This is a genomic window from Conexibacter sp. SYSU D00693 (assembly GCF_017084525.1).
In the GTDB taxonomy this organism is placed as follows: Bacteria; Actinomycetota; Thermoleophilia; order Solirubrobacterales; family Solirubrobacteraceae; genus Baekduia.
Genome location: NZ_CP070950.1, coordinates 657466 through 680541, shown reverse-complemented (window position 1 = coordinate 680541; position 23076 = coordinate 657466). Strand labels below are relative to the sequence as shown.

Genomic DNA, 23076 nt, shown 5'->3' with positions numbered 1-23076 from the left:
TGCCGCGACCGACTCTACCCCCGGCCTCGGCGCGCGGACAACGCGCGCAGCGCGGCGCCGTTGCGGACCGCTTCTGACCGCAACCGCCGCTCTACTGCACCCCGTCGATGCCCCGCACCGCCGCCACGTCCCGCCCGGTCACGACCGTCACCCACGAGCAGGTCCGCGGGCTGCGCGCCCGGCGCCATCACCTCGACGCGCGCGTCCCGCATGCCGCCGCGCTCGACGTCGTGCGCGACCTCTGCGGCCTGCACGCCCAGGTGCTGTCCAGCGCCGTGCTGCAGCTGTGGGCGCGCGTCGACGACCTGGCGTCGGGGGAGGTCGAGGCCCTGCTGTGGGAGGACCGGCTCCTGGTCAAGACGTGGGCGATGCGCGGGACGCTGCACCTCCTGCGCGCCGACGACCTGGCCCTCTACGCCGCGGCCCACCGGGCGATCCCCCAGCGTCAGGCGTCCCCGGCGTGGTTGAAGGCCAACGGCCTGACCGCCGACCAGGCCGCCGCGCTCTTCGCCGCGGTGCCGGCGGTCCTCGAGGGCGAGCCGCTGACGCGCGAGGCGCTCGCCGCCGCGCTGGGCGAGGCGGTCGGCCACGACGCGGCGATCGAGGCGGCCCTGGGCTCCTGGGGCTCCGTGCTCAAGCCCGCGGCGATGGTCGGTGAGCTGTGCTTCGCCGACGGCGACGAGCGTCGCGTGCGGTTCACGACGCCCGAGCGCTGGCTCGGCGCGAAGGTCGAGGAGCGCGATCCGCAGGAGGCGCTGCTCGAGGTCACCCGGCGCTTCCTGCGTGCCTTCGGCCCCGCCACGCGCGAGGACCTCGCCCGCTGGCTGGGCATCTCCTCGGCCGCCACCGCCGGGCGCTGGCTGGCGGCGCTCGAGGACGAGGTCGTCCCGGTGGCGGTGCAGGGCGATCCCGACGGCCTGGTGCGCACCGCCCTGGCCGGGGACGTCGACGCCCTCGCGGCCGCGGCGCCGCCGCCCGAGGCCCGCCTCCTCCCCGCCTTCGACCACCACACCGTCGCCCTCCTGCGCGACCCGGCGATCCTCGACCAGTCGCGTCGCGCGGAGATCTCGCGGGCGGCGGGCTGGATCACCCCCGTGGTGCTCGTCGGCGGCGCGATCGCCGGCGTCTGGCGCCACGAGCGGCGCGGAAGGGCGGTCGAGGTGACGATCGAGCCATGGGGGCGCCTGCCGCGCGGTGCCAAGGCGCAGCTGCGCGTGGAGGCCGAGCGCCTCGCGACGTTCCTCGGCGGCGACCTGCGGCTGCTCGAGCGCTAGCCGGCCGCGGCCTGGCGGGCCGCCCAGCCCTCCGGGCGCAGCCGGAAGAGCACGTGCGGCAGGTCGGCGTGGACCACCTCCCGGTCCAGCGTGAAGCCGAGCTTGCCCATGACCGCCCGCGATGCGCTGTTCGTCGTCATCGTGAACGTCACGAGCTCGGCGAGGCCGAGGCCCTCGAAGGCCCACCGGACCGCCTCGGCCGCGAGCTCCGGCGCGTAGCCGCGACCCCAGACGCGGCGGGCGAAGAACCAGCCGACCTCGACGGCCTCCTCGCCCGCCACGACCGTGTGCATGATCCCCGCCCGCCCGACGACCTCGCCGGTGTCGCGCTCGCGGGCGGTCCAGAGGCCGAAGCCGTGCTCGTCCCAGTGGCGCACCGAGCGGTCGACGAACGCCCGGGTCTGGCCCGGGGCGCGGAAGCGCATCGGGTACATCGACTCGGGGATCGCCGGGTCGCCGACGAGGGCGACCAACGCGTCGGCGTCCTGGCGGGTGGTGCGGTCGCCGCGCAGCCGCGCGGTCTCGACGTGCGCGGGGAAGCGGCGGACGCGCGACGGCACCGCGACAGCGTGACGCGCCGGACGCCGGCCGACGGTGCGGGCAGCGCTACGCGGCGTCGCGGCCGGCGTGATGCGCGCGGACCGCGTCGTAGGCGAGCTCGAGGTCGTAGCCCTTGCGGACCAGGTGCCCGAGGGCCCGTTCGCGCGCGCGGTCGTCCTCGAACGGCCCCGGGAAGCGGCGGGCAAGGATCGCGCGGGCGGCGGCGAGCTCGTCGTGACCGTCGTCCTCGCGCAGCGCCGCGGCGACGTGCTCGCGCCCGACCCCGTTCTGCAGCAGCCGGCGCTCGATGCGCTCGGCGCCCCACCCGTCGATCGCTCGCTTGTCCTCGGCGAAGCGCTTGGCGTAGCGCCCGTCGTCGAGGTAGCGCGTCGCCTCGAGCTCGGCGATCACGTCGTCGATCGTCTCGGGCTCGACGCGCTTGGCCTCGAGGTGCCGGCGCATCTCGGCCACCGTGCGGTCACGGTGGCCGAGGTACCGGTAGGCCAGGTCGAGGGCGTCCTGCAGCCGGTGCTCGGGGTCGCTCACGCGATCCAGCGGCCGGTCGGGGACGTCCTCAGCCAGTGCCACCGCTCAGCTCCTCCTCGTGAGGTGCGGATCGTCGTTCCTGGGGAGGAAGCGCGGCAGGCACCATGCGGACGCACGGGCCTGCCCCGATGACGCTGCCAGGGGCGACGAGGCGCCCCTCACGCCGCCTTGGAGGCGGTGATCTCGCCGGTCGCGGGATCGACGACCATCGCCTCGTCGTCGCGGTCGATCGGGGCGACGAGGTCGTTGTCCATGCCGAGCGCGGCGTAGACCTTGTTCTCGATCTCCTTGGCGATCTCCGGGTGCTCGTCCAGGAACGCCTTGGCGTTGTTGCGCCCCTGGCCGAGGCGGTCGTTGCCGTAGGAGAAGAACGAGCCGGACTTCGAGACGACGTCGTGCTCGAGGCCGAGGTCGATGAGGCAGCCCGCGGTGGAGATGCCCTTGCCGAACTCGATGTCGAACTCCGCCTGGCGGAACGGCGCCGCGACCTTGTTCTTGACGACCTTCACGCGGACGCGGTTGCCGACGGCCTCGGTGCCGTCCTTGAGCGTCTCGATGCGCCGGATGTCCAGGCGCTGGGACGAGTAGAACTTCAGCGCGCGGCCACCCGGCTGGGTCTCCGGCGAGCCGAACATCACGCCGACCTTCTCGCGGATCTGGTTGACGAAGACGCAGAGCGTGCCCGTGCGGTTGAGCGTGCCGGCGAGCTTGCGCATCGCCTGGCTCATCATGCGGGCCTGGAGGCCGACGGTCGTGTCGCCCATCTGGCCCTCGAGCTCGGCGCGCGGCGTCAGCGCCGCCACGGAGTCGACCGCGACGACGTCGACGGCACCGGAGCGCACGAGCATGTCGGCGATCTCGAGCGCCTGCTCGCCGTAGTCGGGCTGGGAGACGAGCAGCTCGTCGATGTCCACGCCGATCGCCTTGGCGTACAGCGGGTCCATCGCGTGCTCCGCGTCGATGAACGCGCAGACCCCGCCGAGCTTCTGGGCCTCGGCGAGCACGTGGTAGACGAGCGTGGTCTTGCCCGAGGACTCCGGGCCGTAGATCTCGACGATGCGGCCCCGCGGCATGCCGCCGATGCCCAGCGCGATGTCGAGCGACAGCGCCCCCGTCGGGATCGCGTTCACCTTGACCTGCGCGCCCTCGTCGCCCATCCGCATGATCGCGCCCTTGCCGAACTGGCGCTCGATCTGGGTGAGGGCGCCGCTCAGGGCGGTGTCGCGGGCCTTCGCGGCCTTCTCGTCGGTCGGTGCTGCGGGCATGTCTCTAGATCGCCTCTCTCGAACGGATGTGCGCATGGTGCGGGCTGGGTCGGACGGAACGCCTGCGCTTGCAGGACGTCCGTGACGCTAGGCGCGCCCGCGTGCCAAGTCGCCCCCCGCGTGTGCCGCCTCTGCGGCGAGACCGCGTCGTAGGCTGCCGCCGGTGGACCGCCCCAGCCCCGTGGACCGCGTCGCCGCGCTCGACGGCCTGCGCGGGCTCACGGCGGTCGTGGTCGTCGTCTACCACGCCTGGCTGCTCACGAAGGCCCCGGAGCTCGACGGCGGCCCGCTGCGCGACCTCCTGAGCACCGGCTTCCTCGCCGTCGACGTCTTCTTCGTCCTCAGCGGCTTCGTGCTCCTCCTGCCGACCGCCGCCACCGGCGACCCCGGACCCACGCGCGACTACGTCGTCAAGCGCATCGCCCGCATCGGCCCGGCCTACTGGGTCGCGCTCGTGGTCGCCGTCGCCGCGTTCGACCTGCTCGCGTCCCCGGGCCTGGACCGCGACCGGGCCCTCGCGCCCGAGGGCCTCCTCGCCCACGCGCTCTTCCTCGAGACCGAGGCCCGCCTGCTGCCCGGGTGGGACGGCCTGCTCGGCCTCGGGGTCAACCCCGTCCTCTGGACCCTCGCCCTCGAGGCGAGCTTCTACGCCGTCCTGCCCTTCGTGGCGGGCCCGTTCGTGCGCCGGCCCGTCGTGTGGACCGCCGGCGCGCTCCTGCTCTCCGCCGCGACGCGCGCCGTCGCCGACGGCCGGGGCCAGACCGGGCAGGAGCTCCTCTCGCTCCTGCCCGCCGGCGCGTTCTCCTTCGCCGCCGGGATGGCCGCCGCGGTCGCCTACGTCCACGTGCGCGAGGGGCGCGCCCGCCTGCCCGTCCGGCCCCACGCGCTGGCCGTGCTGGCGACGGCCGGCCTGCTCCTGACGATGGGCCTCGCCGGCGGCGCCGACCCGGGGCAGGTCCGCGACGACGCCCGCACCTCGCAGGCCGTCGGCCTCGCGGTGCCCGCCCTGTGTGCGCTGCTCACCGTCGGCTGCGCGCTCGGCGCGCCCCGCGTGCTCGCCGGCCGCCTCGGGCGCGTCCTCGGCGAGCTCTCCTACGGCCTGTACCTCGTGCACTTCATGGTCCTGCTGCTGGCGCTCAACAGCCTCGGCTTCGCGCGCGACGGCAGCGCCCGCGCCTTCGCGCAGGCCCTGGCCTTCGCCCTGCCCGCGTCGCTCGTGCTCGCCGTCCTGAGCCACGTCGCGGTCGAGCGGCCCGCGCGCCGGGCCGCCCGCCGGATGCTCGCGCGGCGCGCGGCGGACCGGGCTAGCGGCGCAGCGTCAGCGACCGCCTGACGACGACCTTCGTCGCCGAGGGCGCGGTCGCGGTGGCCTCCACGCGCAGCGTCCTGCCGGCCGACCGGCGCAGCAGCCGCCGGCCGACCGGGGCCGGCTTGAGGCGCACCGTCCGGCGCAGGCTCCCCGCCCGCAGCGCCACGGTCCTGCGCGCGGCGGTCTTCGTGCCCACGCGCGCGACGATCGTCACCCGGCACGCCGCCGCGCACTTGACGCGCACCCGCGGCCCCTTCGACACGAGGGTCGCGAGCCGCGCCCGGTCGACCGCGAGGGAGAAGCCCCGCACCGCGGTGGTCGACGCGACCGGGCCGCACGGCGCGACCGCCTTGCGCTCGCCGCGGGCCACGACGACCTGGGTGCTGGCCGTGACGCGCCCGCCGCGCAGGCACTCGAGCGTCCACGCCTCCGTCCGCCCGGCCGCGGCCTCGTAGGGCCGCGTCGACGGCAGCACGTGCCAGGTGAAGCTCCCGCTCGCCGGGACGGTCATGGCGGACTCGAGCCCGTCGTCGAGCAGCTGCACCGGCCCGGCGCCCAGGCAGCCGGTGTCGAGCGGGCCGACGCCCGTCATCGAGCACACCGGCGACGTCGCCGTCTTGAACGACTTGCGCAGCCGCAGCGTGGCGCCCGCCGGCGCGCGGCCCTCGAGGACGCCGTGCGCCCGGGGGTCGGCCGCCTGCTCGGCCGCGAGCAGCAGCGCCTCGCGGACGCCCTTGCCCTCGGTGGCGGTCCCCGGCGTGCCCAGGTACTGCTGCACGACGTTCTGCGCGAACGGGCCCTGGAACCCGTCGCCGCCCAGCTCGATCGTGTAGCCGAACGTCCCCTGGGCGGTGTAGTTCCAGTCCTCGGTCGTGCCGCTGGTGTCGTAGAGCTCGTAGCCGAACTGCGACGCGTAGCCGGTCGCGGCCGCCATCGCGTCGCCGAGGGCCTTGAGCGCCGGCTCGTCGGGCGCGGTGCCGACCGACCGCAGGCCCGGCGGGCGCAGGACGAGCGCCGCGACGTTGTGCAGCGTCTGCAGCCCGGTGACCTGGAGCCGACGGGTGAGCTCGTGCACCGCCTGCGTCTCGGGCTCCGACCACGGCCCCGACCCGCGGAAGTCCTCGGCCGACGCGCTGGTCGACGCCCCCTCGCCGCCCCAGTACGCGGCGTAGTTGCGGTTGAGGTCGACGCCGCTGGTCGTGACCCGCGCCGCGCACGGCGTGCCGTCGTCGCCCGCCGTCGGCCGGCAGTTCTTGCGCCGCAGGGCGACCGAGGACCCGCCGTCACGCGACACGGCGTAGCCGTCGACGTTGATGATCGGCACGACGTAGACGCGCTCGGCGGCGAGGATCGCCCGCACCCGCGCGTCGCCGGCGTCGTGGCGCTGGACGAGGTCGAGGGCGAACTCGAGCGCCGCCTCCGCCGAGGGCCATTCGCGCGCGTGGTGGGCGGCCAGGACGACGAAGACCGGCTTGCCGTCGTCCGTGCGCCCGACGTCCTGGGAGATCTCGACCCCCCGGATCTCCCGCCCCTCGAGCGACGGCACCGGCAGGACGACCGGCCGGACGAGGCCGGGGTGCTCGGCCGCGAGCTGGTCCAGCGTCGCGTTGAAGTCCGCGCTGGCGCGGTAGGTCTCGCGACCGCTGGGCAGGCCGGAGCCGCCGCCCTGCCGGGCCTTCGCGGCGTCGGCGCGCCGCGCGGCGCGGGCGAAGGCGCCGAGGTCGGCGATCCGCTCGCGGAACGTGAAGCCGGCGTCGCGCAGGCGGCGCCGCTCCGCCGCCGAGTGCACGACGACGTCCGCGCTGCGCGGTCGCACGTCGTGGGTGACGTCCAGGCCGAGGCGCTCGAGCGTCGCGACGTCCGCGCGCCCCATGTCGAGGTCCACGCGCACCAGCGACGGCGCGGCGCCCGCGGGCGGCGCCGCCACCACGCCGAGGCCGAGGGCGACGAGGAGGGCCGGCAGCGCGCGACGCATCGCGCAAGCCTGCCAGGCCCGGCCTACATCGGCGCCGTGCGGCCGTTGTCGAGGGCCAGGACGTTGCCGTCGGGGTCCTTGCACCAGGCGACCTGGTGGGGCGCGAAGGTGTGCACGCCGCGCTCGTCGGCCTCCATGCCGTCCACCCGCTCGAAGACGACGCCGCGCGTGCGCAGCTCGTCGATCGTGCGGTCGAAGTCGGCGATCGACCACGACGCCACGGTCGCGCCGCTCGGGGTGGCGTGCGCGCTGGCGTAGACCTGCAGCAGGCCGCCGCCGCACGGGTAGATGCGCACGAACTCGGGGCCTCCGGGCTGGGGCACCAGCCCGAGGACGTCCTCGTAGAACTGCGCGGCGCGCGCGATGTCGGCGACGGCCACGGTGGCACGGACGGGGCTCGAGATGAGGCTCATGCGAAACGGGACCGTCCCACAGCCGCGCTCCCATCGCCCGGCGTCAGGACAGCGACGCGCGGGCCAGGGGCTCGTAGCGCGCGGCCTTGCCCAGGTGCGAGCGGTAGAGCACCAGCGACGTCGTCCCCAGCTGCGCCTCCGGCGGCGCCGGGAGCTCGAGCGTCGCCGGCCGCGCGCCCTTGCGCACCCGCGCGACCGTCACGTGGGGCTTGAAGGACCGGCCCTCGGGCTCGAAGCCCAGCGGCTGCAACGCAGCCCACAGGCGGGCGTGCAGCGCCGCCAGCTCGCCCTCGACCGCCACCGTCAGCACGTGCGGCCGGCGCGGCGCGAGCCAGAGGACGGGGCCCAGGCGCAGCGGCCCGACCGGTCCCGCCACCGCCGCGACGACCGCCGTCAGCGGCGCGACGAGCGCCTCGTCGCACGAGCCCAGGAAGGCGAGCGTCACGTGCAGGCGCTCCTGGGGCACGAGCCGCAGGGCCTCGTCCTCCCCCACGGCCCTGGCCGCCCAGGCGGCGAGCTCGGCGCGCGCCGCATCCCCGACGTCCAGGCCCACGAAGAGCCGCAGGCCCACCGCGACCGCCGCTCAGCGCGGCCCGGCGGCCAGGTCGCCCTCGCCGCGCAGCAGCCGCCGGACGAGGTGCATCGCCGTTGTCGTCGAGCGGTCGCGCACGTCGGCGCGCGTGCCCGGCAGGCGGGTGCGGCGGGTGATCCGCCGGTCGCCGTCGGAGACCGAGAAGCAGACCGTCCCGACCGGCTTGTCCTCCGTCCCGCCGCCGGGGCCGGCGATGCCGGTGATGCCGACGCCGACGTCCGCGCCCAGCGCGGCGCGCGCGCCGTCGGCCAGCGCCTCGGCGACCTCGGTCGACACCGCCCCGTGGCGCTCGATGAGCGCCGGATCCACGCCCGCGAGCTTGGCCTTGGCGTCGTTGGAGTAGACGACGACGCCGCCCAGGACGTAGGCGCTCGAGCCCTCGAGCTCGGTGAGCCGCCCCGCGAGCAGCCCGCCGGTGCAGGACTCCGCCGTCGCGATGGTCGCACCGCCGTCGCGCAGCAGCGCCGCGACCTGCTCGTCGACCGACGTGCCGTCGTCGGAGAACAGCGTGTCGGCGTGGCGCTCGCGCACCACCCGCTCGAAGGCCTCGTAGACCGCGTCCTCCGTGGGCTCCCAGCGCGTCACGACCTCGACCTCGCCGCGGCGCAGGCAGGTCGTGATCTCCAGGCGGTCGATGTCCACCCCGCCCTCGCGCGCCTTGCGCAGCGTCTCGGCGATCTCGGACTCGGGGATCCCGAACATCCGCAGCATCCGCTGGCGGTACTCGGTGGCGCCGGCGATCGCGGCGCGGAACGCGTCGGTCTGCGTCGCGGTCTCCCACATCGGCTGCAGCTCGCGCGGCGGCCCCGGCAGGACGACCACCGTCGGGCCCGGACGGCCCACCCCCTCGCCGGGCGGGACGACGAGGCCCGGCGCGGTGCCGACCGGCTCGAGCACCGTCGCGCCCTCCGGGACGACCGCCTGCTTGCGGTTGGACGCCCGCAGCGCCGCCTCGTCGAGCCCCGGCCAGCGCTTGCGCACCACCTCGAGGATCTGCCAGATCCGGCCCTCGAGCGCCTCGTCGAGGACCATCTCACGGCCCTGCCAGCGGCCGACGACGTCGGCGGTCAGGTCGTCCTCGGTCGGCCCGAGCCCGCCGCTGGTGACGACGAGGTCCATCCCGAGGCTCGCCATCCAGTCCAGCGCGCCGCGGACGTCCTCGGGGCGGTCACCGACGATGACGTTGTGGGCGAGGTCGACGCCGAGCTCGCGCAGCCGCTCGGCCAGGAACGGCCCGTTGCGGTCCACGACGCGGCCCGTGAGGACCTCGGTGCCGGTGACGACGATGCCGGCGCGGGTGCCGTGTGGGGCGTTCTCGGCGGTCATGCGCAGCTCGGACGGCGACCCTCGGGCAGCACGGAGCGCTGGACGCGCCCGTTGCGCTTCGTGATCACGTACCCGATGCCGTCGGTGACCTCCGGCACGTCGCGCGTGCGGCCGTCGATGACCAGCCGCGCACTGCCGTTGCCCAGCGTCACCTCGAAGCGCGAGGAGCGGAACGTCCGCGACGGCGTGTCCGGCGAGATCGTCGCCCCGTCCAGGAGCCGGCCCTGCCCCCGCCCGGTGAGGCAGACGTACACCGGGCCGGTGGCGACGATCCGCAGGCGCACGATGCGCGAGGAGCGGCTCGACGAGGACGACCCGCTGCCGCGCGTGGACGAGCGCGTCGTGCGCGTGCCCGACGTGGGTGCCCCGGCATCCGAGCGCTCGGTCTGGGTCGTGCGCGCCTGCGTCACCGGGTCGCCGTCGTCGTCGGCACCGCGGCCCAGGAGGTAGAGCACCGCGAGGAGCGCGACGACGAGCGCCGCGATGACGATCCCCACCGGCGGGCCGCCGCGCGGCTCGCGCCGGCGCTGGGCGCTCGAGCGCGGGACGATCGGCTGCAGGTCGTGCTCCGAGGGCCGCTCGTGACGGAGCTTGTACTCCTCCAGCAGGAGCTTGGCGTCGAGCCCGAGCGCCTCCGCGTACGTGCGCAGGAAGCTCTTGACGAAGGTCGGGCCCGGCAGCAGGTTCCACTCCTCGTTCTCGAGCGCGCGCAGGTACTTCGCGCGGATCTTCGTCTCGGCCTCGATCTCCGAGATGTCGATCCGCGCGCGCATGCGCGCCTCGCGGAGGGTGGCCCCGATGTCGGGCATCGCGCGCGCAGTCTATGCGTCGTCGGGCGGCGGACCGTCCGAACGCGACGGATCGGGCGGGAGCTCCGGGACCGGCGCTTCTGCGTCAGGCGTCGCTGACGCGCTGTCACCGCCGAGCGCCGCCAGGACCCGCGGCAGGTCGCCCTCCGTCACGAGGACCTGCCGCGGCTTGGAGCCCTCGTAGCCGCTGATGACCCCGCGGCGCTCGAGCATGTCGATGAGCCGGCCCGCGCGGGTGTAGCCCAGGCGCAGGCGGCGCTGGAGCATCGAGGTCGAGGCGGTGCCCATCTCGACGACGAGCTGGATGGCCTCGCCGAGGAGCGGGTCCTCGTCGGGGTCGAGCTCGTCGTCGGGCCGGCCGCTGTCGCCCGCGTCCTCCTGCTCGACCTCCTCGAGCAGGTCCTCGCGCAGCTCGGGCTCGCCCTGGCGCGCCCAGAAGCCGGTGATCTGCGCGATCTGGCCCTCGTCGATGTAGGCGCCCTGGATGCGCTGGAGCTTGGACGAGCCGACCGGCGAGAAGAGCATGTCGCCCTGGCCCAGCAGCGACTCGGCGCCGTTCTGGTCGAGGATCACGCGCGAGTCGGTCTGCGACGAGACCGAGAAGGCGATGCGCGACGGGACGTTGGCCTTGATCATGCCCGTGATGACGTCCACGCGCGGGGACTGCGTGGCGAGCACGAGGTGGATGCCGACCGCGCGCGCCTTCTGGGCGATGCGGATGATCGAGTCCTCGACGTCGGCCGGCGCGACCATCATCAGGTCGGCGAGCTCGTCGATGACGCAGAGGACGTAGGGCAGCGGCGCCTCGTCGTTGGCGACGCGCACCTTGTTGAGCTCGGGCAGTGAGCGCGTGCGGGCCATCGACATGATCCCGTAGCGCCACTCCATCTCACGGACGAGGTTCTGGAGCGCGTTGGCCGCCTGGCGCGGCGAGGTGATGACCGGCGTGAGGAGGTGCGGGACCTCCTCGTAGTGGTTGAGCTCGACCTGCTTGGGGTCGATGAGCACGAGGCGCGCGTCCTGCGGCGTGGCCCGCAGCAGCACGCTCGACAGCAGGCCGTTGACGCAGGCCGACTTGCCGGCGCCGGTCGTGCCGGCGATGAGCAGGTGCGGCATCTTCGCCAGGTCCGCGCCGATCGCCTTGCCGCTGACGTCCTTGCCCAGCCAGACGAACAGCGGCGAGGCACCGTCGGGGGCGTCCTGGAAGACGTCGCCGAGGTGGACGACGCGCCGCTGCTGGTTGGGGACCTCCACGCCGACGGCCTGCTTGCCGGGGATCGGGGCGAGGATGCGGATGTCGACCGCCGCCAGCGCGTAGGCCAGGTCGTCCTTGAGCTGGGCGACCTTCGACATCTTGATGCCGGGCGCCAGGCGCAGCTCGTAGCGCGTGATGTGCGGGCCCGCGACCGTGCCCACGATGCGCGCCTCGACGTTGAAGTGGGCGAGCGCCTCGACGAGGCGCGCGCCGAGCTCCTCCTGGCCGCGGGTGTCCGGGCGCGCCTGCTCGGCCGTGGACCGGCGCAGCATCGTCGGGCGCGGGACGACGTACTCGACGTCGGTGTCCTCGTCGCCGTCGGCGCGCGGGAGCGGCAGCTGCTCCTGGACGGCGGTGGGCGGCTCGGGCGCGGGCGGCTCCTCCTCGACCGAGGCCAGCGGGTCCACGTCGTCCTCGTCGTCCTCGACGAGCGCCTCGGGCTCGGGCGCCGGCACCTCCTCCTCGACGGGCGCGGGCCGCTCCGGCTCGCGGCCGGGATCGCCGAAGAGGTCCGGGAAGCGCTGCTCGGCGTCGTCGACCGGGGGGGCCTCGACGTGGGTCGGGCGCACCACGACGTCGTCCTCGTCCTCGGGCTCCGGGACGCGGACCTTCGGCGCGGCCTTGGCCTTGCGGGTGCCGGTCGTCGTCGCCGCGGGTGCCGGCTCGCGCTCGGCGCGGCGCAAGGAGCGGGTGGTGTCGGCGACCGTCGTCGCGGTCGCCTGCAGGACGGTCGCCAGCGACGCGCCCGTGAGCAGGAGCACCGCAGCGGTCAGCAGGAACAGCGCGAGCAGGTGGGCGCCGATCGTCCCGACGAGGTTCGAGGCCCCGTAGAAGAGCGCCTCGCCGAGCAGCCCGCCGCGCTCGCGCACGAAGTCGTGGTCCCAGAAGCCGTCGCGGGTGTCGCTGGGGCCGAGGCCGAGCGTCCCCGCCGCCAGCGCGAGCGCGACGCCGAGGACGAGGCACAGGCCGCCCGAGCGGAACGGACGGACCGCCGGCAGGACCGGCCGCAGGACGACGAGCGCGCCGACGACCACCACGGCGACGGGCGCGCCGAAGCGCAGCGTCCCGATGCCGACGGCCAGCGCGTCGGTGATCGCGTCACCGACGGTCCCCGCCGCCCAGCCGGCGTAGAGCGGGAAGGCGAGGAACACCCCGAGGCAGACCAGGCCGAGGCCGATGAGGTCCAGGTGGCGCTGCTCGACCACGGGCAGGCGCGGTCGCCAGGTCGCGGTGGAGCGCTTGGCACGCGCCCGGCCCGACGCCGCCGAGCGCTGGGCGCGCGCCGGCGGCTTCCGGGCCCCGCCGCGCGCAGGGGGCTTCCTCGTGGTCGTCGCCATCCGGGTGCTCCCTTCGACGCGCGCGCGTGAGGGTCCTTCCCTTGACCCGCCCTTGAGGCTTGGCCGTACCCTCCAGGGCGCATGTCCGGCCGGCAGCCCCGCGTCCTCATCGTGGAGGACGACGACGAGATCGCCCAGGTCCTCCAGCGCTCGCTGCGCCTCGAGGGCTACGAGACGCGCATCGCGCCCGACGGCCCCGGCGGCCTGGACGCCGCCGCGCAGTTCGTGCCCGACCTCGTCGTCCTCGACCTCGGCCTGCCCGGCGGGATCGACGGGCTCGACGTGGCCAAGCGCCTGCGCGCCGCCGACGACGTCCCGATCCTCATGCTCACCGCCCGCGACGCCGTCGAGTCGCGCGTCGAGGGCCTGGACGCGGGCGCTGACGACTACCTGGTCAAGCCCTTCGAGCGCCAGGAGCTCCTGGCCCGGATGCGCGCGCTGCTGCGGCGCCGTCCGCCGCGCGGGTCAGCCTCCCTCGTGGTGGGCGACCTCCAGCTCAACCCGGACACCCACGAGGTCCGCCGCGGGGAGCGCGAGGTCGAGCTCACCCAGCGGGAGTTCGAGCTGCTGGAGTACCTCATGCGCAACGAGCGCATCGTCGTCCCGCGCCAGCGGCTGCTGGAGGACGTCTGGGGCTACGACCCGTTCGCGACGACGAACACCATCGAGGTCTTCGTCTCCAACCTGCGGCGCAAGCTCGAGGCCGGCGGCGAGGACCGCCTGCTGCACACGATCCGCGGCGCCGGCTACGTCCTGCGCGCCTGATGCTGCACCGGCTGTCCATCCGCTGGCGCCTCGCGGTCATCTCCGCGGCGCTGACCTTCGCGATCCTCACCCTGTTCGCGCTGGTCGTCGGGCAGCTGACCACGTCGCGGATGCGCGATGACTTCAACAACCAGATGGCCGCCGCGGTCGACGAGCTGCGCGATCGCCTGCGCGTCGGCGTCGAGGAGAACCACCTCGTCGTGCGGACCGGCCTGAACACCTACGCCGCCTCGACCGGCGCGGTCATCCGCGTGCTCAACGCCTCCACCGGCCAGGTCGTGGCCCAGACGCCCAAGGCGCCGGACCTCGGGCCCGTGGCGCTGAGCGACGGTCGCGGGTCCGGCCAGGTCGGCGGCTTCCGCGTCGAGTCGCGCCGGACCGTCCTGCGGCCCTCCCCCCTCAACGGCGTGGGCTTCTCGCCGCTGGCGGTCATCGTCCAGTACGCGCGGCCGGTGTCCGTCGTCGAGGACAGCGTGAAGAGCGTGCGCTTCTTCCTGCTGGGGGGCGTCCTGGCGGGGACGGTGCTCGCCCTCATCGGCGGCCTGGTGCTCGCGCGGCGCTCCCTGGCGCCCATCGCGCGCCTCACCGCCATGGCGCGCTCCATCTCCCGGACCCGTGACCCCGCCGCCTCGGTGCCGGTGCCCGACGCCGAGGACGAGGTCGCCGAGCTGGCCCGCACCCTGGACGAGATGCTCGTCGCGCTGACGCAGTCGCGCGAGGAGACCCAGCAGATGCTCGACCGCCAGCGCCAGTTCGTGGCCGACGCCAGCCACGAGCTGCGCACGCCGCTGACCAGCGTCCTGGCCAACCTCGAGCTGCTGGCCGACGTGCTGGACGGCGAGGAGGGCGAGGCGGCGTGCTCGGCCCTGCGCTCGTCCAAGCGGATGAAGCGCCTGGTCGCCGACCTGCTGCTGCTCGCCCGCGCCGACGCCGCACGCGAGGCGCCGCACGCCCCGACCGACCTCGGCCAGGTGCTGCTCGAGGCGGTCGCCGAGGCCGGCCCGCTGGCCGGCGACCACGTCGTCTCGGTCGACACGGAGCGCGTCGTCGTCGACGGCGCCCGCGACGACCTGCACCGGGTCGCGCTCAACCTCATCGAGAACGCGCTGAAGCACACGCCGCCGGGCTCGACGGTCCACGCGTCCGTCGGCGCACGAGGCGGCCGGGCGCTGCTCGTGGTCGAGGACGACGGGCCGGGCGTCCCGCGCGAGCTGCGCGAGCGGATCTTCGAGCGCTTCGTGCGCGGCGAGGGCGATCGCGGCGGCTCGTTCGGCCTGGGCCTGTCGATCGTCCGCGCGGTGGCCGAGGGCCACGGCGGCTCCGTGCGCCTCGAGGACCGCGCCGGCGGCGGGACGCGCTTCGTGGTCGACCTCCCCGCGGTGGCTCAGGCCGTGCCCGTGGCCGTCCCGGCGGCCGCCCCGGCGTGAGCCGCCGACCGCAGGTCGTCCACACCGCGGAGCTCGGCACCGACGTGCTCGACGCCTGCCGCGCGCTGCTCGACGAGGCGTTCGAGGGCGACTTCGACGACCACGACTGGGAGCACAGCCTCGGCGGGATCCACGCGCTGGTGTGGGAGGGCTACGAGCTCGTCGCCCACGCCGCCGTCGTGCAGCGGCGGATGCTCCACCGCGGCCGCGCCCTGCGCTGCGGCTACGTCGAGGGCGTCGGCGTCGCACCCGAGCACCAGCGCCGCGGCCACGGCGGCGTGGTCATGACCGCGCTCGAGCGCGTCATCCACGGCGCCTACGACCTCGGCGCCCTCGGCGCGACGGACCCCGGGATGCCGTTCTACCGCGCCCGCGGCTGGCAGGCGTGGCGCGGCCCGCTCGGGTCGCTCACCCCGCGCGGCATCGTGCCCTCCGCCGACGAGTCGGGCTTCGTCCTGGTCCTCCCCACCGACGGCGCACAGCTCGACCTCGACGGCGAGCTCGTGTGCGACTGGCGCGACGGGGACGTCTGGTAGCTCAGACCTCGACGACCACCGGCAGCACCATCGGCCGCCGGCGCAGGCGCTCGTAGACGAACGCCGCGAGGTCGTCGTGGAGGATCTGCTGGAGCAGGTCGACCTCGCGCACCTCGTCGCGGGCGGCGCGTGCCAGCGAGTCGTCGACCGTCTTGCGCAGGTCGTCGAGCAGGCCCTCGGCGTCGTCGGGGTACGGGACGCCGCGGAAGATGACCTCGGGCTCGGCCACCGACGAGCCGTCCTGCTCGGAGATCGTCGCGACGACGACGAAGATGCCGTCGGCGCTGAGCATGCGGCGGTCGCGCAGCGCGACGTCGGCGGGGTCGCCGATGTCGACGCCGTCGACGAAGATCATCCCGCTCTTGACGCGCTTGCCCCACCGGGCGCCCTTGGCGTCGAGCTCGAGCGGCTTGCCGTTCTCGCCCGGGAAGATGCAGTCGGCGTCGACGCCGACCGACTCGGCGAGCTGGCCGTGCAGGTGCAGGCGCTTGTGGTCGCCGTGGGCCGGCAGCACGAACCGCGGCTTGGTGAGGTTCAGCAGGAGCTTGACCTCCTCCGCGTAGCCGTGGCCCGACGCGTGGATCGGCGCGTCGCGGGCCGTGATCACGCGGCAGCCGATGTGGTAGAGGCGGTCGATCGTCTCGTTGACCGCCCGCTCGTTGCCCGGGATCGGCGTGGCGGAGAACACGACGGTGTCCCCGCGGCGCAGCTCGACGTGCGGGTGGTCGTTGTGGGCCATGCGGCGCAGCGCGCTGAGCGGCTCGCCCTGGGACCCCGTCGAGACGATGACGACGCGGTCGTCGGCGAAGTCGTCGAGCTCGCGCGGCCCGATGAGCATCCCCTCGGGGACCTCGATGTGGCCGAGCGAGCGCCCGATGTTGATGTTCTTGCGCATCGACCGGCCGAGCAGGCAGACCTTGCGCCCGAGCGCCGCGGCCGCGTCGACGACCTGCTGGACGCGGTGGATGTTCGACGCGAAGCACGTCACGACGATGCGCCCGTCGCAGCGGCTGAAGACGTCCTCGAGGTGCCCGCCGACCGCCGACTCGCTGGGCGACCAGCCGGCGCGGTCGACGTTCGTCGAGTCGCCGACGAGCAGCAGCAGGCCGTCCTCGTCGCTGGCGAAGCGGCCCAGGCGCGCGAAGTCCGGCGGGCGGCCGTCGACCGGCGTCTGGTCGAAGCGGTAGTCGCCGGTGACGAAGATCGTCCCGAGGTCGGTCGTGATCGCCACGCCCGCCGCATCGGGGATCGAGTGCGTCATGTGCACGAGCTCGACGTCGAACGGCCCGAGCTCGAGGACCTCGTCGCCCTTGACGTCGGTGCACTCCGCCTCGCGCAGCTTGTGCTCGTCGAGCTTGGAGCGGGCCATCGCCATCGTCAGCGGCCGGCCGAACACCGGGATGTCGACGGCCAGCTCGCGCAGGACCCAGGGCAGCGCGCCGAGGTGGTCCTCGTGGCCGTGGGTGACGACGATCGCCTCGATGTCGTCCACGCGGTCGCGCAGCACCCCGAAGTCGGGCAGGACGAGGTCGATGCCGACCTGCTCCGCCGTCGGGAAGCGCAGGCCGGTGTCGACGATGATCAGCCGGTCGTCGAACTCGACGACGGTCATGTTCTTGCCGATCTCGCCGAGCCCGCCCAGGGGCAGGACGCTGAGGGTGCCGCTCACTGGCGGGCCAGACTACCCACCCAGCAGGCCCAGACCCTCGAGGGCCTCCCGGACCGCCTGGCGCTCGCGCTCGTCGGCCTCGACCATCGGCAGGCGCAGGCCGCCGCAGTCGTGGCCCACCATCTGCAGTGCCGCCTTCACGGGGATCGGGTTGGTCGTGACGCCCAGCGCCGCGTAGAGGGCCTGCAGCTCGGCGTCGATCGCCGCGCGCTGGGACGGGTCGTCGACCATCGTGCGCATCCGGGGCCCGACGAGGTGGCTGGCCACGCAGATGCCGCCGATGCCGCCCAGGTCCAGGGTCCGGGCGAGGTCGTCGTCGTTGCCGGCGTAGAGCCCGAGGCCGTCGATGGGCTGCAGCTGCTCGCCGTTGGCCTCCTTGACGTAGAGGACGTTGGCGATCGTCCCGAGGTCGGCCAGCGCCTCCGGCGGGATGTTGACCACCACGCGGCCCGGGATGTTGTAGAGGACCACGGGCTTGTCGGTGGCGGCCGCGACCTCCTCGTAGTGGCGGCGGATGCCGCGGAGGTTGGGCTTGTTGTAGTAGGGCGTGACGCTCAGGACGGCGTCGGCCCCGGCCTCCGTGGCCTCCGCGGTCAGGTGGACGGCGTGGCGCGTGTCGTTCGAGCCCGTCCCCGCGACGATCGTGGCCCCCGCGGGGCGCTCGCGGCAGGCCAGCGCGATGAGGCCGAGGTGCTCCTCGTCGGTGAGCGTCGAGGCCTCCCCGGTGGTGCCGCAGACGACGAAGCCGTCGCTGCCCTGCTCGTGCAGGTGGTGCATGAGCGCCACGAACCTGTCCTCGTCCACGCGCAGGTCCTGCGTGAAGGGCGTGACGATGGCGGTGAGGATCGCGCCGAGGGACATGGCAGCATCATCGCGGATCGATGCCGGAGACGACCCTCAGCGCCGAGGTCACGGCCGTCCGCTGGCGGGTGGACGACGGCGACTTCGCCGTGCTCGCGGCCCTGACCGACGACGGCGACGAGGTCACGCTGGTCGGTCCGCTGGCCCACGTCGGCGCCGGGGAGGCCGTCGAGGTCGACGGCAGCTTCCGCGAGCACCCGCGCCACGGGCGGCAGTTCGCCGTCCAGCAGGTCCGCTCGCGCGGCATCGTCAGCGAGCAGGCGCTGGTGAACCTCCTGATCGACGTCAAGCACGTCGGCATCAAGGGCGCCAACTGGCTGCTGCGCGAGCACGGGCCCGAGGTCCTCGACCGTCTGGACGAGGACGCCGCCGGGGTGCTGCGCGAGGTCCCGGGGATCGGCAAGGCCAAGCTCCGGGCGGCGGTCGAGTCGTGGGACGGGCTGCGCGCCCAGCGCGAGGTGCGGCTGTTCCTCGAGGAGGCGGGCGTGCCGGCGCCCGCGGCGTCGCGGATCCTGCGGGCCTTCGGCGCCGGTGCGGTCGAGCTGCTGCGCGAGGACCCCTACGGCGTGGCGCGCCTGGACGGCGTGGGCTTCGCCACGGCCGACCAGCTCGCCCGGGCGCTCGGCGTCCCGGCCGACGACCCGGCCAGGCTCGACGCGGGGCTGCTCCACGCGCTGCGCGAGGCCGAGGCCGACGGCCACTGCTTCCTGCCGCGGACCGAGCTCGCCCGCCGCGGGGGCGCGCTGCTCGGCGTCTCGGCGGCGCTGCTCGACGCCCGCGTCGAGGAGGGCTGCGCGCGCGGCGAGCTCGTGGCCGACGGTGACCGCGTCCTGGACGCGCGGATGGACGCGGTCGAGCGGCGGCTGGCGCGCAAGGTGCGCGAGCTGCTGGACGGCGAGCCGACGCTTCGGCTGGAGGTCCCGGAGGAGCCGCCGGAGGACCTCGACCCGCAGCCGACGGCGACGCAGTGGGCCGGCGTCCAGGCGGCGGTCGAGCACCGGGTGTCGATCCTCACCGGCCTGCCGGGCACCGGCAAGACCGCGACGATGCGCGCCCTGGTGGACCAGGTGCGTGGGTCCGGGCGGCGCGTCCGGCTCTGCGCGCCCACCGGCAAGGCGGCCCGGCGCCTCGCCCAGCTCACGGGGGCCGACGCCACCACGATCCACCGCCTGCTCGAGTACGTCCCCGGTGAGGGCTTCGCGCGCGACAGCGGGGACCCGATCACCGGCGCGGACCTGCTGATCGTCGACGAGGCCTCGATGCTCGACGTGCGCCTCGCGATGTCGCTGTTCGACGCGGTCGGCGACAAGACCCACGTCCTGCTCGTGGGCGACGTCGACCAGCTCGCCCCGGTCGGGCCCGGCCGCGTCCTGGAGGACCTGCTCGACAGCGGCGAGGTCCCCGCGACGCGGCTGACCGAGGTCTTCCGCCAGGCGGCGCGCTCCCTGATCATCCGCGCCGCGCACGCCATCAACCACGGCGAGCCGCCGCCCACGAAGGCCGGCGAGGACGACGTCCGGGACTTCTTCGTGGTCGAGCGCGAGGGCGCGGGCGCGATCTTCGACGAGGTCGTCTCGCTCGCGGCGACCCGCCTGCCGGGCCACTACGACCTCGACCCCAGCGGCGGCGTCCAGGTCCTCGCGCCGATGCACAAGGGCCAGGCGGGCATCGACGCCTTCAACGAGGCGCTGCGGGCGAAGCTCAACCCCGACGGCGCAGCGGTGCCGGGCACGAGCTTCCGCGTCGGCGACCGCGTCCTGCAGCAGCGCAACGACCACGAGCACCAGCTCATGAACGGCGAGAGCGCGGCGGTCGTCGCGCACGACCCCGACCACGCGACGGTCACCCTGCGCTGCGACGACGGGCGCGTGGTCCGGCTGCCCGCCGACGCGCTGAGCACCTGGCGGCTGGGCTGGTGCACGTCGGTGCACAAGAGCCAGGGCTCGCAGTTCCCCGCGGTGGTCGTGGTCGTCCACCGCGGGCACCACCTGATGCTGACGCGCTCGCTGCTCTACACGGCAGTGACCCGCGCGGAGCGCGCGTGCGTGCTCGTGGGCGAGCGCGCCGCCGTCGAGCAGGCGCTGCGCACCCTGGACGCCCGGCGGCGCTGCACGCGCCTCGCCGAGCTCGTGGCCGCCTAGGCCGCGCTCAGTGCGCGACGACCTGGCCGCGGCCCGCGCGGCGGCGCTCGGCGCGGCGCTGGCGCCGGCGCTCGCGCTCGACCTGGCGCTGCGTGTGGCCGGTGACCATGCCCACGGCCGTCGGCAGGACGATCGCCGCCGAGATGGCCCACAGGCCGAGCTGCAGGACGGCCACGGTGAGGCCGTCGCCGAGCAGGTTGTCCGAGAAGGAGCCCAGGACGCCGACCAGCAGGCCGACCGCGATGGCGGGGAGTCCGGCGGGGAGGCTTCCGTGCGAGCGCATGCCCCGGTGGTTCCCCGCCGCGCGCGGGCCATGCCTCGGGCGTCCGCGTGCCGGCCAGCCGGGAGGAGGAGGCCTCAGGCCGCCGAAGATGCCCGGTGGGCCAGTGCCTCGACCTCGGCGACGTACCCCGCCTCGAACGCCGCCTCGGTGAGGCCCGCCACCCGTTCGCGCCCCGCCACGACGAGCGCCTCGCGCAGCGCCGGCTCGCGCTCCAGGCGCAGCACCGCGGCCGCGAGGGCCCTCGGGTCCTCGCGCGGGATGCGCAGGCAGGTCCGCTCGTGCAGGAGGAACTCGGCCGACCCGCCGGTCGCGGTGCTCACCACCGGGCGGCCGACGCTCATCGCCTCCAGCGGGACGAGACCCCACGGCTCGTCCCAGAGGTTCGGGAAGAGGATGCAGTCGGCCCCGGCGTAGGCGCGGGCGACCTCGGCGCTCGGGGTCCGGCGCAGCTCGAGGCGGTCGGCGACACCGCGCTGCGCGGCCAGCGCGCGCAGGCGCCCGGCGTACGCGTCGTTGGCCGGCCCGTCGACGACGAGCCGGTAGGAGGCCGGCAGCTCCGCGAGCGCCTCGACGGCGACGTGGACCCCCTTGCCCTCCTCGACGCGCCCGACGTAGGCCAGCCGCCCGCTCCACGGTGCGGCGGGCGCGGCCGGGAAGCGCTCCGGCGAGACGCCGGGGTGCAGCAGGCCGGTGTCAGGCAGCGGGCCGTGCCGGGCGACGGCGCGCTCGCGCAGGAACTCGGAGATGAACAGCCACCGGGCTCCGTCGGCGAGGCGCAGCCGCGTCGGCACGCCGGTCAGGGCGGCGCCGAGGCGCTGCCAGCGGGGGTGCCAGCCCCAGGTCTCGTGCCAGCGGTCGTGGACCGGGCCGTAGGTCATCCAGTCGTCGCCGACCAGGCCGATCGACCGCACGCCGGCGCGCCGGACGAGCTCGACCGCCGACAGCGACATGCCGCCGAGCTGCCACCAGGCGACGACGTCGGGCCGCACCTCCTCCAGGGTCCGGCGCAGCGCCGCGCGGTTGTGGCGCTCGAGCCCCAGGACCTCGCGGTGCGACATCGCCGGCCAGGCGAAGTCGCGCCAGTACCAGCGCAGCGCGCGCCGCACACCGGGGTCGACCTCCTCGTCCACGAGCGCGCCGGGCACCGGCGCCGTGGTGAGCACCTCGACCTCGTGGCCGGCCGCCCGCAGCGCGAGCACGCAGCCGCGGAGGATCCGCTCGTAGCCGCCCGTCGCCGCGGGCGGGTAGAGGTTGCCCACGGCCAGGACCCTCACGCCGGGTCGTCGTCCTTCAGGGCGTCGGTGAAGCGCCGGGGCACCCGCGGCGCGGCCGGACCGCCCTCGGTCTCCCAGAGCGTGATGACCAGCAGCTCGCCGTCGGCGGGCCGGCAGACGTAGACCACCGAGCGGTCGTCGAGGTCGCGGACGTACACGCTGCCCCGCGCGCCCGTGGCGCCCGGCGGCGGCTCAGAGGAGACCCGGCCCGCGGCGTGGGCGCGGGCGACGCGCTCGACCACCTCGGGCTTGACGTCGACCATCCCCCGGCGCGAGCCGACGCGCTGGCGGAAGCGCTCGGCGGCGTGGTCGGTGACCGCGACGAGGACGCTCACCGCACGTAGGTGCCCGAGCCCTCGGGCTCCTCGCGCCAGCCGCGCTCGCCGAGGAAGACCCGCGACTGGTCGCTCTCGGCGGGGGCCATGAGGCGCGCCTCGCCCTCCCCCAGCTCGGTCAGCACCAGCTCGTGGAGGGCGGCGCCCACTCCCGCGCCCTGGGCGGTGGGGTCGACGCACAGCGAGACGACGTCGCGGCCCGCGAGCGCCACCACCCCGGAGACCACGTCGTTCTGGTCCCACACCCAGACGCGCGCCCCGCCGCCCAGCCGAGCCGCCCACAGCTCCTCGAGCTCGTCGACGCCCTCGTCGGCCGGGCGGCCGACCGCGTGCAGGTGCGCGCGGCCCACCAGCTCGGCCAGCGGCCGCGCGTCCTCCGGACGGCCCTCGCGGATCACGCGCCGTCGAAGAGGACGTGCTCGAGCCCGACGACCGGCGAGCGCTCCAGGCCGCCGACCCGGCGGACCGCCAGCAGGACGCCCGGCATGAAGGAGTCGCGCGAGATCGAGTCGTGGCGGATCGTCAGCGTCTGGCCGAGGTCGCCGAAGATCACCTCCTGGTGGGCGACGAGGCCGGGCAGGCGCACGGAGTGGATCGGCACCTCCCCCTCCATGAGCCGCGCGGTCTGCGCCGCGGTCCCGCTGGGCCTGTCGAGCTTCTGGTCGTGGTGGAGCTCGACGATCTCGGCCTTGGCCAGGTGCTTGGAGGCCTCCGCGGCGAAGCGCATCATCAGCACGGCGCCGATCGCGAAGTTCGGCGCCACGAGGACCTTGCCGTCGCCCTCGAGGTCGTCCAGGACGCCGTGGTCCCAGCCCGAGGTGCCGACGACGACGTGGACGCCGGCGCGCACGCAGGCCACGACGTTGCCCGCCGCGACGTCGGGGCGCGTGACGTCGACGACGACGTCCAGGTCGCCCAGGACGTCCTCCAGCGCCACGCCCAGCGCAGGGTCGATCCGGGCCGTGAGCTCCAGGTCGTCCGCACCCTCGACGGCGGCGCTGATCGCCGTCCCCATCTTGCCGGCGGCGCCGGCGACGCCCACCCGGATCGGCCCGTCGCTCATCGCCCGCCACCCTACCCACGCGCGTCTTCACGTCCTGGACACAGGACGCACACCGATGCTTCACGTGTGCAAGGACCCGCG

General features: G+C 75.1%; 22 protein-coding genes. 6 read left to right on the top strand and 16 right to left on the bottom strand.

Translation table 11 applies throughout. The features are described from left to right. The first annotated feature begins 107 nt into the window (after positions 1 to 107). Entirely contained in the window at positions 108 to 1274 is a 1167-nt protein-coding gene (locus JUB12_RS03420) for a winged helix DNA-binding domain-containing protein (protein WP_205698212.1), read from the top strand. Here the strand turns inward: JUB12_RS03420 and JUB12_RS03415 are convergent. The 3 genes from JUB12_RS03415 to recA form a co-directional block, all read right to left on the bottom strand. After that, positions 1271 to 1834: a GNAT family N-acetyltransferase gene (locus JUB12_RS03415; protein WP_205698211.1), complete on the bottom strand. Its 564-nt coding sequence runs from the start codon at positions 1832 to 1834 to the stop codon at positions 1271 to 1273. The genes JUB12_RS03420 and JUB12_RS03415 overlap by 4 nt on opposite strands. A 46-nt stretch (positions 1835 to 1880) precedes the next feature. Continuing rightward, entirely contained in the window at positions 1881 to 2402 is a 522-nt protein-coding gene (locus JUB12_RS03410) for a regulatory protein RecX (protein WP_205698210.1), read from the bottom strand. A gap of 116 nt (positions 2403 to 2518) precedes the next feature. Beyond that, entirely contained in the window at positions 2519 to 3625 is a 1107-nt protein-coding gene (gene recA, locus JUB12_RS03405) for a recombinase RecA (protein ID WP_205698209.1), read from the bottom strand. A gap of 163 nt (positions 3626 to 3788) precedes the next feature. On the opposite strand from recA, the gene JUB12_RS03400 reads away from it, so the two are divergent. After that, on the top strand, positions 3789 to 4958 hold the full coding sequence (locus JUB12_RS03400) for an acyltransferase (protein ID WP_205698208.1): 1170 nt from the start codon (positions 3789 to 3791) through the stop codon (positions 4956 to 4958). Here JUB12_RS03400 and JUB12_RS03395 read toward each other — a convergent pair. The 6 genes from JUB12_RS03395 to JUB12_RS03370 are packed head-to-tail and all read right to left on the bottom strand — an operon-like array spanning position 4930 to position 12509. After that, complete coding sequence (locus tag JUB12_RS03395; protein WP_205698207.1) at positions 4930 to 6909, bottom strand: M14 family zinc carboxypeptidase; 1980 nt, start codon at positions 6907 to 6909, stop codon at positions 4930 to 4932. The genes JUB12_RS03400 and JUB12_RS03395 overlap by 29 nt on opposite strands. Before the next feature lie 23 nt (positions 6910 to 6932). Beyond that, positions 6933 to 7322, bottom strand: a complete 390-nt coding sequence (locus JUB12_RS03390; RefSeq protein WP_205698206.1) for a VOC family protein — start codon at positions 7320 to 7322, stop codon at positions 6933 to 6935. 43 nt (positions 7323 to 7365) lie between these two features. Then, entirely contained in the window at positions 7366 to 7893 is a 528-nt protein-coding gene (gene thpR, locus JUB12_RS03385) for an RNA 2',3'-cyclic phosphodiesterase (RefSeq protein ID WP_205698205.1), read from the bottom strand. A gap of 12 nt (positions 7894 to 7905) precedes the next feature. Beyond that, the gene (locus JUB12_RS03380) at positions 7906 to 9240 is read right to left on the bottom strand and encodes a competence/damage-inducible protein A (RefSeq protein WP_205698204.1); all 1335 of its coding nucleotides are present in this window, start codon (positions 9238 to 9240) and stop codon (positions 7906 to 7908) included. Beyond that, the gene (locus JUB12_RS03375) at positions 9237 to 10049 is read right to left on the bottom strand and encodes a RodZ family helix-turn-helix domain-containing protein (protein WP_205698203.1); all 813 of its coding nucleotides are present in this window, start codon (positions 10047 to 10049) and stop codon (positions 9237 to 9239) included. The genes JUB12_RS03380 and JUB12_RS03375 overlap by 4 nt, the downstream gene beginning before the upstream one ends. A gap of 12 nt (positions 10050 to 10061) precedes the next feature. Continuing rightward, positions 10062 to 12509, bottom strand: coding sequence for a DNA translocase FtsK (locus tag JUB12_RS03370; RefSeq protein ID WP_241004402.1), 2448 nt, complete (start codon positions 12507 to 12509; stop codon positions 10062 to 10064). A gap of 213 nt (positions 12510 to 12722) precedes the next feature. On the opposite strand from JUB12_RS03370, the gene JUB12_RS03365 reads away from it, so the two are divergent. The 3 genes from JUB12_RS03365 to JUB12_RS03355 are packed head-to-tail and all read left to right on the top strand — an operon-like array spanning position 12723 to position 15369. Further along, positions 12723 to 13406 carry a response regulator transcription factor gene (locus JUB12_RS03365; protein ID WP_205698201.1) on the top strand — a complete coding sequence of 228 codons (684 nt, stop codon included), beginning with the start codon at positions 12723 to 12725 and terminating at the stop codon, positions 13404 to 13406. Next, on the top strand, positions 13406 to 14833 hold the full coding sequence (locus tag JUB12_RS03360; protein WP_205698200.1) for a HAMP domain-containing sensor histidine kinase: 1428 nt from the start codon (positions 13406 to 13408) through the stop codon (positions 14831 to 14833). The genes JUB12_RS03365 and JUB12_RS03360 overlap by 1 nt, the downstream gene beginning before the upstream one ends. Beyond that, positions 14830 to 15369, top strand: a complete 540-nt coding sequence (locus JUB12_RS03355) for a GNAT family N-acetyltransferase (protein ID WP_205698199.1) — start codon at positions 14830 to 14832, stop codon at positions 15367 to 15369. Before JUB12_RS03360 ends, JUB12_RS03355 begins: the two co-directional genes overlap by 4 nt. A 1-nt stretch (position 15370) precedes the next feature. Here JUB12_RS03355 and JUB12_RS03350 read toward each other — a convergent pair whose 3' ends face one another. Together JUB12_RS03350 and dapA are read right to left on the bottom strand one after the other, a co-directional pair. Continuing rightward, a complete protein-coding gene (locus JUB12_RS03350) occupies positions 15371 to 17038 on the bottom strand; it encodes a ribonuclease J (protein ID WP_241004401.1) in 1668 nt (555 codons plus the stop codon). A 12-nt stretch (positions 17039 to 17050) separates the two neighbouring features. After that, positions 17051 to 17899 (bottom strand): 4-hydroxy-tetrahydrodipicolinate synthase, encoded by an 849-nt coding sequence (gene dapA, locus JUB12_RS03345; protein ID WP_205698198.1) that lies wholly within the window; start codon positions 17897 to 17899, stop codon positions 17051 to 17053. A 20-nt stretch (positions 17900 to 17919) separates the two neighbouring features. Between dapA and JUB12_RS03340 the strand changes: the two genes are divergently transcribed. Next, the gene (locus tag JUB12_RS03340) at positions 17920 to 20040 is read left to right on the top strand and encodes an AAA family ATPase (RefSeq protein ID WP_205698197.1); all 2121 of its coding nucleotides are present in this window, start codon (positions 17920 to 17922) and stop codon (positions 20038 to 20040) included. A 7-nt stretch (positions 20041 to 20047) separates the two neighbouring features. Here the strand turns inward: JUB12_RS03340 and JUB12_RS03335 are convergent, their stop codons facing one another. The 5 genes from JUB12_RS03335 to JUB12_RS03315 form a co-directional block, all read right to left on the bottom strand. Then, positions 20048 to 20323 (bottom strand): hypothetical protein, encoded by a 276-nt coding sequence (locus JUB12_RS03335; RefSeq protein ID WP_205698196.1) that lies wholly within the window; start codon positions 20321 to 20323, stop codon positions 20048 to 20050. A 74-nt stretch (positions 20324 to 20397) separates the two neighbouring features. Further along, positions 20398 to 21597, bottom strand: a complete 1200-nt coding sequence (locus tag JUB12_RS03330) for a glycosyltransferase (RefSeq protein WP_205698195.1) — start codon at positions 21595 to 21597, stop codon at positions 20398 to 20400. Next, complete coding sequence (locus JUB12_RS03325; protein WP_205698194.1) at positions 21594 to 21932, bottom strand: DUF4258 domain-containing protein; 339 nt, start codon at positions 21930 to 21932, stop codon at positions 21594 to 21596. Before JUB12_RS03325 ends, JUB12_RS03330 begins: the two co-directional genes overlap by 4 nt. Then, complete coding sequence (locus JUB12_RS03320; RefSeq protein ID WP_205698193.1) at positions 21929 to 22330, bottom strand: GNAT family N-acetyltransferase; 402 nt, start codon at positions 22328 to 22330, stop codon at positions 21929 to 21931. The genes JUB12_RS03325 and JUB12_RS03320 overlap by 4 nt, the downstream gene beginning before the upstream one ends. After that, a complete protein-coding gene (locus JUB12_RS03315; RefSeq protein WP_241004400.1) occupies positions 22327 to 22995 on the bottom strand; it encodes a 4-hydroxy-tetrahydrodipicolinate reductase in 669 nt (222 codons plus the stop codon). Before JUB12_RS03315 ends, JUB12_RS03320 begins: the two co-directional genes overlap by 4 nt. Positions 22996 to 23076 lie beyond the last annotated feature (81 nt).

Bases quoted from the DNA above. Each gene is read 5' to 3' on its own strand.
- JUB12_RS03420 (WP_205698212.1), top strand. From the start codon at position 108: ATGCCCCGCACCGCCGCCACGTCCCGCCCGGTCACGACCGTCACCCAC.
- recA (WP_205698209.1), bottom strand. From the start codon at position 3,625: ATGCCCGCAGCACCGACCGACGAGAAGGCCGCGAAGGCCCGCGACACC.
- JUB12_RS03395 (WP_205698207.1), bottom strand. From the start codon at position 6,909: ATGCGTCGCGCGCTGCCGGCCCTCCTCGTCGCCCTCGGCCTCGGCGTG.
- JUB12_RS03390 (WP_205698206.1), bottom strand. From the start codon at position 7,322: ATGAGCCTCATCTCGAGCCCCGTCCGTGCCACCGTGGCCGTCGCCGAC.
- JUB12_RS03380 (WP_205698204.1), bottom strand. From the start codon at position 9,240: ATGACCGCCGAGAACGCCCCACACGGCACCCGCGCCGGCATCGTCGTC.
- JUB12_RS03375 (WP_205698203.1), bottom strand. From the start codon at position 10,049: ATGCCCGACATCGGGGCCACCCTCCGCGAGGCGCGCATGCGCGCGCGG.
- JUB12_RS03365 (WP_205698201.1), top strand. From the start codon at position 12,723: ATGTCCGGCCGGCAGCCCCGCGTCCTCATCGTGGAGGACGACGACGAG.
- JUB12_RS03360 (WP_205698200.1), top strand. From the start codon at position 13,406: ATGCTGCACCGGCTGTCCATCCGCTGGCGCCTCGCGGTCATCTCCGCG.
- dapA (WP_205698198.1), bottom strand. From the start codon at position 17,899: ATGTCCCTCGGCGCGATCCTCACCGCCATCGTCACGCCCTTCACGCAG.
- JUB12_RS03340 (WP_205698197.1), top strand. From the start codon at position 17,920: ATGCCGGAGACGACCCTCAGCGCCGAGGTCACGGCCGTCCGCTGGCGG.
- JUB12_RS03335 (WP_205698196.1), bottom strand. From the start codon at position 20,323: ATGCGCTCGCACGGAAGCCTCCCCGCCGGACTCCCCGCCATCGCGGTC.
- JUB12_RS03315 (WP_241004400.1), bottom strand. From the start codon at position 22,995: ATGAGCGACGGGCCGATCCGGGTGGGCGTCGCCGGCGCCGCCGGCAAG.